The sequence below is a fragment of the Streptomyces tsukubensis genome (genome assembly GCF_003932715.1).
In the GTDB taxonomy this organism is placed as follows: domain Bacteria; phylum Actinomycetota; class Actinomycetes; order Streptomycetales; family Streptomycetaceae; genus Streptomyces; species Streptomyces tsukubensis.
Genome location: NZ_CP020700.1, coordinates 5,174,232 through 5,189,134, shown reverse-complemented (window position 1 = coordinate 5,189,134; position 14,903 = coordinate 5,174,232). Strand labels below are relative to the sequence as shown.

Below are 14,903 nucleotides of genomic sequence, written 5' to 3'. Positions count from 1 at the left end.
GCTGCTTTCCGGACACGGCCTCGGCCGTCCGCAGGCGGTTCATCCGGCACCGGCCGGATCGGTGGCCCGGCCGGTGCCGGATGCCTGCGGGCGTACAGCAGTGGTGATGGTGATGGTGGTGGTGTCGCGCGGCGCCGGACGCCCGCGGCCTGCAGCAGCCGCGCCGTCCGGAGGAACCGGATGCCCGCGGCGTACGTACCACCGCGACACCCGGCCGTACCGGACCCGATCACCGGGGCGCACCGGCCGGTACAGGGGGCCGGACCGGTGCCGCCCGCCGGTCCCGCGGGAACGCGTGGCGACGCGCCCCGCCGGACCGGACGCGTCAGCCCAGGACGGCCAGCGCGTCGATCTCGATGAGCAGCCCGGCCGGCAGACCGACGTACACGGTGGTACGGGCGGACGCCGGCGCCTTCAGGCCCTGCTCCTCGAAGTAGGCGTTGTAGATCTCGTTCATCTCGGCGAAGTGGTCCACGTCCGTCAGGTAGACGCGCATCATCATCACGTCGTCCCAGGACGCGCCGCCCTCCTCCAGGATCGCCTTGACGTTGGCGAAGGTCTGGAGGGTCTGCTCGCGCAGGGTCGGGCCGGCGGGCGTCGGGGGCTGCCCCTCGACCGCGGGCAGGAAGCCGACCTGGCCGGCGACCTGGAGGATGTTGCCCTTCTTCACGCCGTGCGAGAACTTCGCGGGCGGGGCGGTGTGGGTGGCGGGGGTGATCGCGGTCTTCTCGGTCATGCGTGTTTCCTCGTGGGATTCGGGGAGGGACGGATGGGGTCAGTGCGGGGTGACGGCCCCGGAGTACTCCCGGCTGATCGCGTCGGCGGTCCGGCGGACCAGCGGGAGAAGGGTGAGCAGTTCCTCGGCCGTGACGACGACGTTCGGCGCCGAGACCGACATCGCGGCGACGACCTTGCCGCCCGCGCCCCGGATGGGAGCGCCGATGCAGTTGATGGACTCCTCGTGGCCGCCGAGGTCGGTGGCCCAGCCCTGTTCGCGTACGGTCGCCAGCTCCTTGAGGAAGGCGGCGGCGTTCGGCGTCGAACGGGACGTGTACATGGGGTAGTCGAGCCGTTCGGCGATCATGCGCCGCTCGGCTTCGGAGAGGTCGGCCAGCAGCAGTTTCGCCACGGCAGCGACGGTGATCGCGACCGGCTTGCCGATCCGGGAGTACATCCGGACCGGATAGCGGCTCTCGACCTTGTCGATGTAGAGCACCTCGTTCTCCTCGTACACGGCGAGGTGGACGGTGTGCCCGATCTGTTCGTTGAGGGTGACGAGATGGGAGTGGGCGATCTCGCGGACGTCGAGGTTCTCGATGGCCTCCTGGGCCAGGGCGAAGAGCCGGGCGCCGAGCCGGTAGCGCTGGTCCTGCTGCCGGAAGACGAGCCCGTGGTCGTGGAGGGTACGCAGCAGGCGCAGCGCGGTGGACTTGTGGACGTCGAGGCGCTGCGCGACCTGTCCGAGGTCGGCGGGTCCCTGGGCGAGCAGCGGCAGGATGCTCAGCGCGCGGTCGACGGTCTGGCTCATGGCGTACGTACCTCCTCATCCGCGGCTGAGGTCCAGCCGGGGCCGAGACGAAGTCTCTCCCAGTCGGCGTCGTCGAGGGCCGCCAGCCGGTCGGCGCGGTCCCGGCCGGGGGGTGTGCCGACGTCGCCGGGGACGGTGAGGGCGGCCGCGGCGGTGAGATGGCCGTGGCGCAGCCGGTCGCGCGGCGGGAGTCCGCGCAGGGTGGCGGAGAGGTAGCCGGCGGCGAAGGCGTCCCCGGCGCCGACGGGTGCGACGACCTCGACGGCGGGCGCGGGGACGAAGACGGCGGTGTCGGCGCCGTCGGTGCCGCGGACGTACGCGGTCGCCCCGGCGGCGCCCTGTTTGACGATCAGGGTCCGCGGTTCGGGCAGGGCGGCGCGGATCGCGTCGGGCCCGCCGATGCCCCAGGCGGTCTCGGCCTCGTCCTCGCCGACGAAGACCAGGTCGGCGCCGCGGGCGAGACCGAGGAGCACCGGTCCGGCTTCGGCGGCCCGCCACAGTCCGGGGCGGTGGTTGACGTCGAAGGAGATCAGGGGGCGCCCTTCGCGGGAAAGCATCAGTTCGCGCAGGAGCGCGAGGCAGTCGGCGGAGAGGGCGGCGGTGATCCCGGAGAGATGCAGGACGCGGGTGCGGGAGACCAGGGAGTACGGGACGGTCCGGGGCGACATCGCGGAGGCGGCGGATCCGGCGCGGTAGTAGGCGACCTCGTGGCCGGAGGCGGACCGGTCGGTGGCGGTGCGGAAGTAGACGCCGGTCGGGCGGCCGGGGTCGCGGGCCACGGCGGAGGTGTCGACCCCGTAGGCGGCGACGGCGGCGACGAGGTGGTCGCCGAAGCCGTCGGCGCCGACCCGGCTGACCCAGGCGGTGCGGTGTCCGGCGGCGGCCAGGGCGCAGGCGACATTGGACTCCGCGCCGCCGATCGCCCGGGTGAAGGCGGGGACGTCGGCGAGGCGCCCGGGCACGGTGGGGAGGAACGTGACCATGGACTCACCGAGACAGGTCACCTCGGTCACCGGCGCCGGTCCGGCCGCACCGACCGCGCCGGGCGGTGCCGGGAGGTCGGGTCCGTTCACGCTGCTCACCCTGGGGCTCCTCGCGGGGTCTGGGGCCGTCGGGTCCATTGACCCGGCGCTGGGCCGGATGTTAGACAGCACCAAGCGTTATACGCAATGACCGTTGCAGATAATGCAACGCAGGAACCGAGTACGACACGAGTACGAACCGAGGAGGCGACCCCATGCCCGCCGAACCGCTGGGCCAGCTCCGCCACGAGCGCGTCGACCACCGCTTCAAGGCGCTGCCGCCGGATGCCGACGGGCTGACCGTGGCCGAGCTGGCGGCCGAGCGCCGCTCCCTGTTCACCGGCGGCTTCACCACGCCCGTCCTCGCGCTCGCCGCCGAATCCGTCGAGCACAATCTCGACCTCCTCCAGACCTACTCGGAACGCCACGGCCTGGCCTTCGCCCCGCACGGCAAGACGTCCATGTCCCCCCAGCTCTTCGCCCGCCAGCTGGAGCGCGGCGCCTGGGGCATCACCGTCGCCGTCCCCCACCAGGCCCGGGTCTGCCGCGCCCACGGCATCCAGCGGATCTTCCTGGCCAACGAGGTCGTCGACCCGGCCGCGCTGCGCTGGGTGGCCGGGGAGCTGGACCGCGACCCCGACTTCCGCTTCGTCTGCTACGCCGACTCGGTCCGCGGCGTCGAGCTGATGGACCGGGCCCTCACCGAGGCCGGGGCCCGCCGCCCGGTCGAGGTCGTCGTCGAACTCGGCGCCGGGGACGGCGCCCGTACCGGAGCCCGTACCGAGGCCGAATGCGCCGCCGTCGCGGACGCGATCGCCGCCACCGGCACGCTGAAGCTGGTGGGCGTCGCCGGATACGAGGGCGAGGTGCCCGACGCCGACGGCGAGCGGGTCCGCGCCTGGCTGCGCCGCCTGGTGGCGCTGGCCGGGGCCTTCGACCGGGAGGGCCGGTTCGCCGACAGCGCCGATGTGGTGATCAGCGCGGGCGGCTCCGCCTGGTTCGACGCCGTCGCCGACGTCTTCGCCGAGATCCCGGCGCTCTCCCGCCCGGTGCTGAAGCTGCTGCGCTCCGGTGCCTACGTCTCCCACGACGACGGCCACTACCGCCATCTCACCCCCTTCAACCGGGTCCCCGACGAGGGCGCGCTCCAGCCCGCGTTCCGGCTCTGGGCGCAGGTCGTCTCCCGGCCGGGCCCCGGGCAGGCCTTCCTCAACGCGGGCAAGCGGGACGCCGCGTACGATCTCGACCTCCCCGAGGCCCAGGTGGTCCGGTCCGCGCGGACCGGCGAGATCCGCCCCGCCGACGGCATCGAGATCAGCGGGCTCTCCGACCAGCACGGCTGGGTCCGCACCGCCCCGGACGCCGAACTGGAGGTCGGCGACTGGATCGGGATGGGCCTGTCCCATCCCTGTACGTCCTTCGACAAGTGGCAGCTGATCCCGGTGGTCGAAGCCGACGGCACCGTCACCGACTTCATCCGCACCTTCTTCTGAGACAGGCGGAACAGCGATGGACCTCCTCATCCGCGACACCCGTGTCGTCGACGGCAGCGGCGGCGCCTCCTACCGCGCCGACGTCCTCATACGCGAAGGCCGGATCGCCGCGATCCGCCGCGAGGGCGACCCGGCCCCGGCCACCGGCCCCGGCACCCGCGTCCTCGACGCCGCCGGTCTTGCACTCGCCCCCGGCTTCATCGACATGCACGCCCACAGCGATCTGGCACTGCTGCGCGACCCCGCCCACGAGGCGAAGGCCGCCCAGGGCGTCACTCTCGAAGTGCTGGGCCAGGACGGGCTCTCGTACGCCCCCGTCGACGACCGCACCCTCGAAGGCGTCCGCCGCTCCATCAACGGCTGGAACGGCGGCGGCCCCGGCGACGACTCCGTCGACTTCGACTGGCGTACGGTCGGCGAGTACCTCGACCGGCTCGACCGGGGCATCGCGGTCAACGCCGCCTACCTCGTCCCCCAGGGCACGGTCCGGATGTACGCGGTCGGCTGGGAGGACCGCCCGGCCACCGACGCCGAGCTGACCCGGATGAAGCAGCTCGTCGCCGAAGGCCTGGAACAGGGCGCCGTCGGCATGTCCTCCGGGCTCACCTACACCCCCGGGATGTACGCGCCCGAGGCCGAACTGACCGAACTGTGCCGGGTCGTCGCCTCCTACGGCGGCTACTACTGCCCGCACCACCGCTCCTACGGGGCCGGTGCCCTCCAGGCGTACGAGGAGATGGTCCGGCTCAGCCGGGACGCGGGCTGCGCCCTGCACCTGGCCCACGCCACCATGAACTTCGGCGTCAACAAGGGGAAGGCGGGCGAACTGCTGGCCCTCCTCGACGAGGCGCTGGACGCGGGCGCCGACATCAGCCTCGACACGTACCCCTACACCCCCGGCTCCACCACCCTGGTCGCCACCCTGCCGAGCTGGGCGAGCGAAGGCGGCCCCGACGCGCTGCTGGACCGGCTGCGGGACGACGCGACCGCGGAGCGGATCCGGCACCATCTGGAGGAGATCGGCTCCGACGGCTGCCACGGGGTGCCGATGGAGTGGGAGACCATCGAGATCTCCGGCGTCTCCGACCCGGCGCTCGGCGGATACGTCGGCAAGACCATCGAGGAGTCGGCGAAGGAACGCGGCGAGGCGCCGTGGGTCACCGCCCGCGGACTGATGATCGCGGACCGGCTCGGCTCGACGATCCTCCAGCACGTGGGCCACGAGGAGAACGTCCGCACGATCATGCGCCACCGGGTCCACACCGGCGGCAGCGACGGCATACTCCAGGGCGCGAAGCCGCATCCGCGGGCGTACGGCACCTTCCCGCACTACCTCGGACGGTACGCGCGCGATCTCGGCGTCCTGTCGCTGGAGGAGACGGTCGCGCATCTGACGTCCCGCCCGGCGGCCCGGCTGCGGCTGCCGGACCGCGGTCTGGTCCGCGAGGGCTACCGCGCGGACCTGGTGCTCTTCGATCCGGCGACGGTGGCGGCGGGCTCCACGTTCGAAGCGCCGCGGACTCTGCCGACGGGCATTCCGTATGTACTGATCGACGGCCGCTTCGTCATCGAGGACGGTGTCCGTACGGACGTCCTCGCGGGCCGCTCGGTCCGACGCCGGCCGGTGGCTTGAGCCCCCGAGCCGCCGAAACGTCCGTGCCGGGGCCCCACCGCCGTCGGAGCTCCGGCACGGATTCCCTCCGGGGGGCATGAGGCCGGGGTGCGCCCGTCGCCGTGCTGGCAGGTGCCAGGGCTCGGGGCGCGCCCGGCGCGGTGCCCGGCGGGTGCCAGGGGTTCGGGGCGCACCCGGCGCGGTGAGGGCACGTCGCCGACGACCCGTCGCGGACGGTTGCTCGTGCAGTTCCGCCCCCTATGCCCGAGGGGCATGGGGGGACCCCCAGCGCCCCTAAAGACCCCCCGGGGCGCGACCCGCCTGGAATCCCCTCCCCCCTCGAAGGGCTACGCGCCCGGGAGGCGGCCCTGGAAGAGGGTGGACGCCGCGTCCGCGACCGGGGCGAGCATGCCGCCGGGCGGGGGCTTCAGCAGATTGCGGTCGACCTCGCCGCCGGACGTGGCGGTCGCCTCCCCGGGCGCGGCATGGGCCGCCGTCGCGGCGCCCGCCGCCGCCACGGCGGCCAGGGCGAACCCGGCGACGGCGAGCGCCCGGGACGGCTTGCGGTTGCTGTTGCGGTGATGACCAAGGTTGCTCATGCCCGGCGCAACGGCCGGACCCCCGCGGGGGTCACGGCCCGGACGCCACTCGCACAGACGATCAGTTCGCCGAAGATCCGTTACCACCTACGGGGTACCGCGTTGTCAACGTGACGGCCGCAAGTTCTGCGGCCGATGCTCAGACTGTGCAAGGAGAACTACTGATGTCGCGTATCGCGAAGGCCGCCGCCGTCATCGCCGGGTCCGGCGCCCTGCTGGCCGGTGGCGCGGGAATGGCTGCCGCTGACGCCGGAGCCCACGGTGCCGCCGCCAACTCCCCCGGTGTCATCTCCGGCAACGTCGTCCAGGTTCCGATCAACATCCCCGTGAACGTGTGCGGCAACACGATCGACGTGATCGGCCTGCTGAACCCGGCGTTCGGCAACCAGTGCGTCAACGCCGGCGGCGGCGCTTACTGATCCCCGGATCCCCGAGCCCGAGGGCCCCGCTCCCCGACCTCCGTCGGCGGACCGGGGCCCTCGGCCTGTGCACCGGCCTGTGTACCGGCCGGGCGCCGCTCAGCCGTAGCGGTACCAGCGCGTGTGGTCCATCAGCTCCGCGGGCGTCACGTCCCACGGCGGCAGCGGCTCGTCCAGTGCGAAGACCCGGTTGTGCTGCCGGTCGCCCCGGGGCAGCTTCGCCGCCGGGAGGTAGCCCGACCGCGGATGCGTCCGCCGCCACCGCTCCCACAGCAGGTCGACGAAGGAGTGGTGCAGCCAGAACACGGGGTCGTTGGGCGAGGTGGCGCCCAGCATCAGCCCACCCACCCAGCGGTGCACCCGGTTGTGCGTGCGCCAGCGCTCCGGACTGCCCGCGGCCCAGCCCTCCAGAGCATTGCGGAAGCCGCTGCGCGCCGTGGAGTCCCAGGGCGGAGCGTCGTACTCCGGATCTGCGAGGGCCCGCTCGACGTCCTCCTTCGTCGGCAGGGTCAGCGGATCGGAAGGACGGCCCAGATCGCGGGTGAGATAGCGGCCGTCCACCACACGCGAGTTGACCGTCCAGTTGCCGTTCCCGTAGGCGAAGGGCCCGGTGGTGACCTGGCGGTCGCCCGTCCGGCCGGTGCCGCCGAGGAAGTCGTCCGCCCAGAGGGACGACGTGGCCGAGGTGTCCAGCGTCCAGTCCCAGTACGGGACGGTGACCCGCTCGTCGATCCGCTGGAGCGCCCGCTCGAACTCCAGCAGATAGCGCCGGTGCCACGGGAAGAACGACGGGGTCATATGCGCGGCCCGGGGCCGCAGCTCGCCGTCGGTGACATAGAACTCGCCGTGCATCCGGACGAACTCGTCGTACGCGCCGCGGCGCTTCAGCTCCAGCACCGCGTCCACGAAGCGCTTCTTCTCCGCCGCCGTCAGATCGCGCTGGTTCTTGCGGACGGGCACCCGGGGCGCCGCGGCCGCAGGCGCCGCGGCCACAGAGGACTCAGCCACAGGGGACTCAGCCACGGTGCACCGCCAGCTGCGCCGCGCCCAGCTCGTCGACGGCGGCGCGGGCCACCTCCCGCAGCGTCGGGAAGGACTCGTAGTGGTTGACCAGGCTCATAAAGCTGCCGTCGGCGCGCCGCATGATGTGCAGCGGTCTGCCGTCGATCCGTACCTCCACCGTCGGCGGCGCGCCCGCATGCCCCGCCGGGCCGTGCGCCGGGGCGCCGTGGGCCGGGACCAGCACCGTCGCCGTGCCCTCGATACGCCGGCCGCGGTACGTCTCCGAGAACCGCTCCAGCGCGGCGGGCCCGGCCCCGGAGCGGCCGGGACGCAGGGCGCCGACCAGCGGCGCCAGCGCCCCGGCGGTCCCGCCGACCACCGCCGCCGTGAACAGCGCGCGGAGCGCCAGCCGGCGCGGCAGGCCCGTACCGGAACGGCCGGGGCTGGTGGTGGCGGTGGTGCCGAGGCGGTCGGGGATACGCATGGGGCGGCCCTTCACGGTCTGCGGGGAACAGGGGGACGGACCCTGTCAACGAGACGACGGCGAAAGGGTTCCCCTTCCGGGTGGACCACCCCGCCCGGCCGGTACGACCAGTACGACCGGTGGGTCGTCAGTGGAACAGCACGCCCGCCGCGGGCGCTCCCCGGAACTCCGGCGTGAGCAGGGCCAGCTCCGGCAGGACCGGCTCGGGCTGCCCGTACAGCTCGGGCCGGGGCGCCGACAGCGGGGCGCCCAGGGACGCGCCGGGGGTGGCCAGTGACAGCTCCGCCGCTTCGGAGGTGGCCCGGGCGACGCCCAGGGTGCTCTCGCCGAGCGGCTCCGTCACGGGCACTCCCAGCTCCGTCACGGGCAGTTCGCTGCTGAGCGGGATCTGCGGCAGCGTTCCGTACGGCAGCATCCGCCCGGCGACATGTTCGGGGGCCTGCGGGGCGCCCGGCACCGGCACGGGCACCCCGGTGCTCAGCTCGGGCGCCGGGACCGGGAGGACCGTTTCCAGGCTCTCCAGCGGAAGGGTGACCGGAACGGACACGGCGGCGGCGGAGCCCGCCCCCACAGCCGAGGCCATGCACGCCAGCACCGCCGCGACTGAACACCTGGTGGTCGACTTCATGGGTGGTTGTGCTCCTCTTCCTTCTCGTCTTCACGTCTTCTCGTCTTCACGTCGCGCCCGATGGCGACAACCGCGCCCGGAGAACGATCACGGCGACCGGGCCGGGGCAAAGTTCCCCCGAATGCAGCAGCCGCAGGGCCCTGCCACGGGGAACGAAGCCGCTGATAGCGGGAGATGGGCGGGAATATGGGGGCGGTCCGGGAGCGGGAGTGCGCCCGGCCGGTCCGACCCCGAGGAGAGCACAGGCCATGAACACCCCGGCCCCCGCCCGTATCCGCGCATCCGGTCCCGACGGCGACCGCGGCCCCTTCGATCTCGCCGATCCGGCGTTCTGGCGGCTGCCCCGCCCCGACCGGCTGGCGGCCTTCGCCGGGCTGCGGGCCCTGGAAACGCCGGTCCGCTTCGGCGCCCCCGAAGGGCCCGGCGGTTTCTACGCCCTGGTGCGCCACGCCGATGTCCAGCACGCCAGCCGGACGCCCCGTACGTTCACCAGCGCCCCCGGGGTCACCACCCCCGAACCGGCGGCGTGGGTGAAGGCGCTGTTCGGCAACTCCATGGTGAACATGGACGATCCGGACCACGCCGATCTGCGGCGGATCGTCGCCCGCGCCTTCACTCCGCGGCTGCTCGCGGCGGCCGAGGAGAACATCCGTGCGGTGGCCGCGCGGATCGTGGACGAGATGCTCCGGGACCGGCCGGCGGACTTCGTGGCGGCGGTGGCGTCCCGGATGCCGTTCGAGATCATCTGCGATCTGATGGGCATCCCGGAGGCCCACCGGCGGGAGATCGCCCGCCGGATCGACGAGGCGTCGCAGAACGTGGGCGTGGGACGGCGGAGGCTGCGGATGCCGGGGCGGGGGCTGCGCGGCCTGGCGCATCTCCAGCGCGTGATGGGGCAACTGGCCCGGGAGCGCCGCAGGGAGCCCGCAGGTGATCTGATCTCGGCGCTGGTCACGGCGGACGTCGACGGCCGGGCGCTGAACGCGCGGGAGCTGGGGGCCTTCTTCTCGCTGCTACTGGTCGCCGGGGTGGAGACGACGCGCAACGCCCTGGCTCACGGTCTGGTCCTCCTCGGCGGCCATCCCGAGCAGCGGGAGCTGCTGGCCTCGGACGTCGAGCGGTACGGGGACGGCGCGGCGGAGGAGATCGTCCGGCACTCGACGCCGATCATCCAGTTCCGGCGGACGGTGGCGGCGGAGTGCTCGGTCGGCGGACGCGATCTCCGCCCGGGCGACAAGGTGGTGCTGTTCTACGCGTCGGCCAACCGCGACGAGGCGGTGTTCGCATCGCCCGACGTCTTCGACATCACCCGGTCGCCCAACCCGCATCTGGGGTACGGGGGCGGTGGACCGCACTACTGTCTGGGCGCGCATCTGGCGCGCCAGGAGATGAAAGCGGTCTTCGGTGAACTGCTGACCCGGACGGAGGGGCTGCGGGCCACGGGCCCGGCGGAACTGGTCGGCTCCAGTTTCGACAACCGGGTACGGGCGCTGCCGTTCGCCTTCACCGCCCGGCGGTGAAGGCGAACCGCCGGCCGGGGCAGTTACGAACGGAGCTGGGAGACGCGGACCAGGATGTGCGCGGACGACAGCAGGGTCTGCTCGTCACCGAGGTAGGTCTGGAGGCTCTCCTCGGTGATCTGCTCGCCCGGCTTGGCCTCGGGCCAGGGGCGGCTGGCGATGATGACATGGGCGTGGCCCCGGCCGTCGGCCGCCGCCAGCCACTCCGGCGGCGCCGGGCACTGGGCGCTGAGGTGCGGCATGTTGAGGACGGCCTGTCCGGCCTCCACCAGCAGCCGGACCGGGGAATTCACCGAAGTGGAGGTGGCATCGGACATATCGCCCGCCTTCGCTCCGCAATCCGCGATCATTCCGAGCAGGGCGGCCTCGCCCTCCTCGGCGCTGCCCGCGCCGTCACCGAGGGAATAGACGAGGAGATAGGGCATATCGTGCCCGGCCTCGGGATCACCGGTCCAGGCGAGTACGGAAAGCGTGCCCAAATGACTGCGGTCGATGGAATTCTTGGCGGATGTAGCGGTGTTGGCTGTCGTCATGGTTCGGCACCCTAGTGCCCCGGAACCCCCCGCCACCCTCGGCGTTCACCTGCTCGGCGGAGCCTGAAGCCGCCACTCGACGACCGATTTTCCGAGGTCACCGTGGAATTGGGTGAGAGCGGCGGACTCCGGCACATCGAACAGCAGCCAGCCGTCGACCGATTCACCCGCCGCAAGAATGTTCCATTTCACCGGAAGCCCGGTAGTGATTTCCCCGCCGGATACCGCCGGATGGCGTTTTCCGGCCGTGTCGGTGACCCAGGTCTGCGTACCGCTCGCATCGTAGGAGCTGCCGCCGACATTGAGCAGGGCGACCCGGATCCCGACCCGGCGCATTCCCTCCGCCGGACGGGAGACCGGCACGCCCGTCTTCCGGACCGGTACGGCGGGGTCGACGTACGCCGTGGCGGACATCCGCAGATGCTCGCCGGAGGCCCGTCCGCCGAGGTCGACGGCATCGCCCAGAAGCGCGGTGCCCCGGGCGTCCCCGGCGGGCCGGGCGATCGCGGCCGGGTGGACCGGCTTGGCGTCCGCGTTCTCGGCGGACCCACCCTGGCAGGCGGTCAGACCACTGCCGAGCACAGAAACCGACAGCAGGATCGACAGGGCTTTGCGTCGCATCATGATCCCCTCATCCAGGCCGTTTTCCGTATGATCACGGCTTTGGGGTCCGGGAGGCGGCCATTCGGGGGCCTCACCGGGTTCGTGTCGGCCCAGGTGCACCCCACCGCGCCATTCGCGCCGCACCGGCGTGCGCCCAGCGCCCGCGATCGGGGCGCATGCGCCCTCTCCGTACAGCCGAATACGCGCTCTTCCGGCGCCGGGGCGCGGAAGGACGGCCCCCGGGCTCCGGCTCACACCCCCACGCCTCGAAAAACCGTTCCTGCGCTACTCCGCGCAGGCATGCCGACAGTGACTTCGTCCCGTGAGCCCCCGTTTGCTGTCGTATGGCAAGGACATCCTCGACTCCCCGATGGCAGCGCGTCCCGACCATCCCGGCCCCTCACCCGGGTACCCACACCCACCCGGACCGGACCGCCCAGCCGACCGGCCCCACTCCGATCTACGAAGAGCTGCTCCGCGAATGGGCGGAAGCCAACCGCACCCTCCCGGGCGGCCCGGACCTGGAATGGGCCCGCACAACCCGCTTCCCACCCCCGCACGACCCCCTCACCGGCCCCCCGCCCCCACCCCTGCGCGGCAACTGGTTCCACCCGGCCTGACCCCCGGAACTCCGGCCCGTCCCGCCCGCCGTCCGGGCGGGCGGGACGGGCCGTGGCTGGGGCCGGCCGGGCCGGGCAGGGTTCAGCCCTCCCGGACCCGTTCCCGGTCGGCGGTGGGGGACGGCTGGGGCGGGGCCGGGACGTGGTGGGGGCGGGGGGTGCGGCGGAGGTGGCGGTGGAGGGCCGTCAGGATTGCGGGGGCCGTGTACGTCGCTCCGTGGACGAAGCGCATCGACGGGCCGAACGCCGGGGCGCTCAGCAGGCCCGTGAAGAACAGGCCCGGGCACGACGATTCGAACGACGGGCTCAGCTCCGGGGCGCGGCCGGTGCCGACCGTGGACAGGCGGGCGCGGAGCCGGGGGTCGAGGAGGGTGAGCCGGTCGAGGTCGGGGGTGAATCCCGTGGCGGCCACCACATGGGCGGTGTCGACGGTGACCGGGCCGCCGGGGGCGTCCAGGGCGAGCCGGACCCGGCCCTCGTGCAGCCGGGCGCCGCGGATCCGGTGGGCCAGCAGTTCCGGGACCCGGCCCTCGTACCGCTCCCGCAGCCACCAGGCGCCCGCCGGACCGAGGGCGGTGCGGGCGATGTGCTCGCGCCGGGCGTCGGACAGTCTCCGTACGGCCCAGGGCAGTTCCGAGTAGACCCAGCTCCGCCAGCCGGAGCCGAGACCGCTGAGCGGGGTCCGCAGCCGCCGCAGCAGCGGCCGGTCCTCCGGCACCGGGACGGTGTTCCAGTTCACCCGTCCCGCCCGGGCCACGAGCAGGGGCCTGGCGCCTCCCTCCGCCAGCAGGGTCGCCGTCTCCAGGGCCGCCTGGCCCGCGCCGACGACCGTGACGTCCCGGCCGCTGAAGCCGCTCAGATCGCGGTGGCCGGTGCTGTGCGTGACGTACTCCCGCGGCAGTTTCGCCAGCGGCCCCGGGATCCGGACGAACGGCAGCACCCCTACGGCGACGACAACGGTACGCGCCCGGACGGTCTCGCCGTCCGCGGTCCCGACGGTGAATCCGTCGCCGCCCGCCGCGACCCGGGTCACGGTCCGCTCGTCGAGCCCGGGCACGGCGTGCCGGGCGAACCAGAGCCCGTAGTCCGTGAAGGCGCCGATCGGCAGCGGACGGCCGTGCTCGGCCGGGAAGCCCGCCTCGGCTCCGTAGCGGGCGAGGGTACGCGCACCGGCCGGATCCGACAGATTCGACGCCCACGGCTCGGACTTGAGGAACATCCCCTCGGGCATATGGGCCCGCCAGGACTCCATCGCCCGGCCGAAGACCTTCGTCCGCATTCCGGCTGCGGCCGCATGCGCGGCGACGGAGAGCCCGTAGGGCCCGGCGCCGATGACTGCCACGTCGTACATGGTGCGTTCCTCCTGGGTGAGGGGTGGGGGGAGACTGGATGAGGGGACGGGCCGTCAGGAGCGGTGCAGTACGGCGCGGGCCCGGCGGACTCCCTTGGTCAGCCCGCGCCCCAGCCACGCGCCCGCCATGGCCGCGAAGGGCAGCGGATCGTCCCCGGCGAACCAGGCGGCTTCGATACGGGACCCGTGACCGGGCCCCCCGAGGGCCGACCGGGCGGCGGGGCGTGCGCGGCCGGGCCGCCGTGCCGCGGGGAGGGCCGTCAGCGCCGACAGCAGCGCGTAGTTCTCGGCGACGAAGACCCGGCCCGGGCATTCGGCCGGCGGCGGCGGGACCTGGCCGGTCAGATCCCGGTACAGCGCCCGGACGACATCCGTACCGTCGGGCGCCGTGAAGAGCCGGAACTGCGCCCCGGGCCGCGGATTGGCGTCCAGCAGACGGTAGGTGCCGCCGACCCGGTCGCGCCGCAGGTCGAGGTCGATGACGCCCCGGTAGCCGGTGTGCTCCACCAGCCCGGTGGCGATCGCCGCCACCTCCGGGTTGGGGTGCCAGCGGCCCTTCGCGGTCAGTCCCGCGCGCGGCGGCCAGGAGAGTTCCTTGCGGCCGGTGCCCCCGGCCAGCAGCCGTCCGTCGCCGCCGAAGCAGCCGTGGAAGAACCAGTCCGCGTCCGGCGCGTCCGGCAGCCGGCGCTGGAGCAGCAGGCCGGCACCGCTGTCCGCGCCCCGCTCGTACAGCGCCCGTGCCGCGCCCGGCGAGCGGACCAGGGTCGTACTGCGCAGTCCGGTCCCCGGCGGCAGCAGCCAAGGACGGCTCCACTTGGCGACCAGCGGCAGCCCGAGGGCGCCCGCCGCCCCGGCGGCCTCGGCGGCGCTGCCGGGCACGACGGTCTCCGGATGCGGAACGCCCGCCCGTTCGCACAGCTCCGCGAGCAACGACTTGTCGGCGAGGGCGTCCGGCAGCCCCGGGGCCTGGTCGGGCAGGAGGTAGCGGTCGCCGAGCCGGGGCGCGTGCGCGGCCGTGAGGATCGCGCCCAGATCGTCCATCGGAATCAGTACGGCGGGCCGGCCGATCCGCTCCGAGACCCGCAGCAGCAGTTCGGGGAAGCCGGTGCCGTCCGGGCGGACCGCGCCGGGGGCGACGGGGTGCGCCCGGTGCAGATGCCGGGAGCGGACGACGGGGCTCGCCGCCGATTCGACGACGGCGTGCACCTCGACCCCGGCCCGCCCCAGGGATCTGACGGCCCCGAGGGTCCCGTGGTGAAAGGGATTCCGGTCGAGGCGCAGCACCAGCGCGGGAACCCCGGCGTCGAAAGGTGGCATGGACGTCACATCTTTCACCTGGATGGTCGTGCGGAACGCGGTGGTGATCGCGAATGGCCTACCGGAGGTCGCCCGGACCGCTCATTCGTAGGACTTTCTTCCTACGGCCGGATACGCCGGACCGGACAGAGCGTCAGTCCGACGGGCCGCCAGATCACCGCTCTCCCCTAGG

The 14,903-nt window shown here is 73.4% G+C and carries 16 protein-coding genes; 5 read left to right on the top strand and 11 right to left on the bottom strand.

The features are described from left to right. Positions 1-325 precede the first annotated feature (325 nt). From B7R87_RS21470 to B7R87_RS21460, 3 genes are read right to left on the bottom strand one after another with little or no spacing between them, the layout of a single operon-like run. Complete coding sequence (locus tag B7R87_RS21470) at positions 326-736, bottom strand: RidA family protein (RefSeq protein ID WP_006346964.1); 411 nt, start codon at positions 734-736, stop codon at positions 326-328. Positions 737-775: 39 nt separating this feature from the next. After that, complete coding sequence (locus tag B7R87_RS21465) at positions 776-1,528, bottom strand: IclR family transcriptional regulator (protein WP_006346965.1); 753 nt, start codon at positions 1,526-1,528, stop codon at positions 776-778. Continuing rightward, positions 1,525-2,511 carry a sugar kinase gene (locus tag B7R87_RS21460; protein ID WP_045852886.1) on the bottom strand — a complete coding sequence of 329 codons (987 nt, stop codon included), beginning with the start codon at positions 2,509-2,511 and terminating at the stop codon, positions 1,525-1,527. Before B7R87_RS21460 ends, B7R87_RS21465 begins: the two co-directional genes overlap by 4 nt. Before the next feature lie 254 nt (positions 2,512-2,765). On the opposite strand from B7R87_RS21460, the gene B7R87_RS21455 reads away from it, so the two are divergent. After that, a complete protein-coding gene (locus B7R87_RS21455) occupies positions 2,766-4,043 on the top strand; it encodes an amino acid deaminase (protein ID WP_006346967.1) in 1,278 nt (425 codons plus the stop codon). A gap of 16 nt (positions 4,044-4,059) precedes the next feature. Continuing rightward, a complete protein-coding gene (locus B7R87_RS21450; protein ID WP_006346968.1) occupies positions 4,060-5,676 on the top strand; it encodes an N-acyl-D-amino-acid deacylase family protein in 1,617 nt (538 codons plus the stop codon). Between the two features lie 326 nt (positions 5,677-6,002). Here the strand turns inward: B7R87_RS21450 and B7R87_RS21445 are convergent, their stop codons facing one another. Further along, a complete protein-coding gene (locus tag B7R87_RS21445; RefSeq protein ID WP_233168894.1) occupies positions 6,003-6,254 on the bottom strand; it encodes a hypothetical protein in 252 nt (83 codons plus the stop codon). Between the two features lie 164 nt (positions 6,255-6,418). Between B7R87_RS21445 and B7R87_RS21440 the strand changes: the two genes are divergently transcribed. Continuing rightward, complete coding sequence (locus B7R87_RS21440; RefSeq protein WP_006346969.1) at positions 6,419-6,673, top strand: chaplin; 255 nt, start codon at positions 6,419-6,421, stop codon at positions 6,671-6,673. Positions 6,674-6,772: 99 nt separating this feature from the next. On the opposite strand, the gene B7R87_RS21435 is transcribed toward B7R87_RS21440, so the two are convergent. The 3 genes from B7R87_RS21435 to B7R87_RS21425 form a co-directional block, all read right to left on the bottom strand. After that, a complete protein-coding gene (locus B7R87_RS21435) occupies positions 6,773-7,633 on the bottom strand; it encodes a tyrosinase family protein (RefSeq protein WP_040914590.1) in 861 nt (286 codons plus the stop codon). Positions 7,634-7,688: 55 nt separating this feature from the next. Beyond that, positions 7,689-8,159 carry a tyrosinase family oxidase copper chaperone gene (locus B7R87_RS21430; protein WP_130584868.1) on the bottom strand — a complete coding sequence of 157 codons (471 nt, stop codon included), beginning with the start codon at positions 8,157-8,159 and terminating at the stop codon, positions 7,689-7,691. A gap of 127 nt (positions 8,160-8,286) precedes the next feature. Next, complete coding sequence (locus B7R87_RS21425; protein WP_006346972.1) at positions 8,287-8,787, bottom strand: hypothetical protein; 501 nt, start codon at positions 8,785-8,787, stop codon at positions 8,287-8,289. Positions 8,788-9,035: 248 nt separating this feature from the next. On the opposite strand from B7R87_RS21425, the gene B7R87_RS21420 reads away from it, so the two are divergent. Then, on the top strand, positions 9,036-10,307 hold the full coding sequence (locus tag B7R87_RS21420) for a cytochrome P450 (RefSeq protein WP_006346973.1): 1,272 nt from the start codon (positions 9,036-9,038) through the stop codon (positions 10,305-10,307). Between the two features lie 23 nt (positions 10,308-10,330). On the opposite strand, the gene B7R87_RS21415 is transcribed toward B7R87_RS21420, so the two are convergent. Further along, a complete protein-coding gene (locus B7R87_RS21415) occupies positions 10,331-10,840 on the bottom strand; it encodes a DUF5949 family protein (protein WP_040914597.1) in 510 nt (169 codons plus the stop codon). Positions 10,841-10,885: 45 nt separating this feature from the next. Next, a complete protein-coding gene (locus B7R87_RS21410; protein WP_006346975.1) occupies positions 10,886-11,464 on the bottom strand; it encodes a DUF4352 domain-containing protein in 579 nt (192 codons plus the stop codon). 323 nt (positions 11,465-11,787) lie between these two features. Here B7R87_RS21410 and B7R87_RS21405 point away from each other — a divergent pair, with 323 nt between their 5' ends. Continuing rightward, positions 11,788-12,063, top strand: coding sequence for a hypothetical protein (locus B7R87_RS21405; RefSeq protein ID WP_153227289.1), 276 nt, complete (start codon positions 11,788-11,790; stop codon positions 12,061-12,063). 82 nt (positions 12,064-12,145) lie between these two features. Here B7R87_RS21405 and B7R87_RS21400 read toward each other — a convergent pair whose 3' ends face one another. Together B7R87_RS21400 and B7R87_RS21395 are read right to left on the bottom strand one after the other, a co-directional pair. Further along, positions 12,146-13,414, bottom strand: a complete 1,269-nt coding sequence (locus B7R87_RS21400; RefSeq protein ID WP_006346976.1) for an NAD(P)-binding domain-containing protein — start codon at positions 13,412-13,414, stop codon at positions 12,146-12,148. Positions 13,415-13,468: 54 nt separating this feature from the next. Then, the gene (locus B7R87_RS21395; protein WP_006346977.1) at positions 13,469-14,731 is read right to left on the bottom strand and encodes a carboxylate--amine ligase; all 1,263 of its coding nucleotides are present in this window, start codon (positions 14,729-14,731) and stop codon (positions 13,469-13,471) included. Positions 14,732-14,903 lie beyond the last annotated feature (172 nt).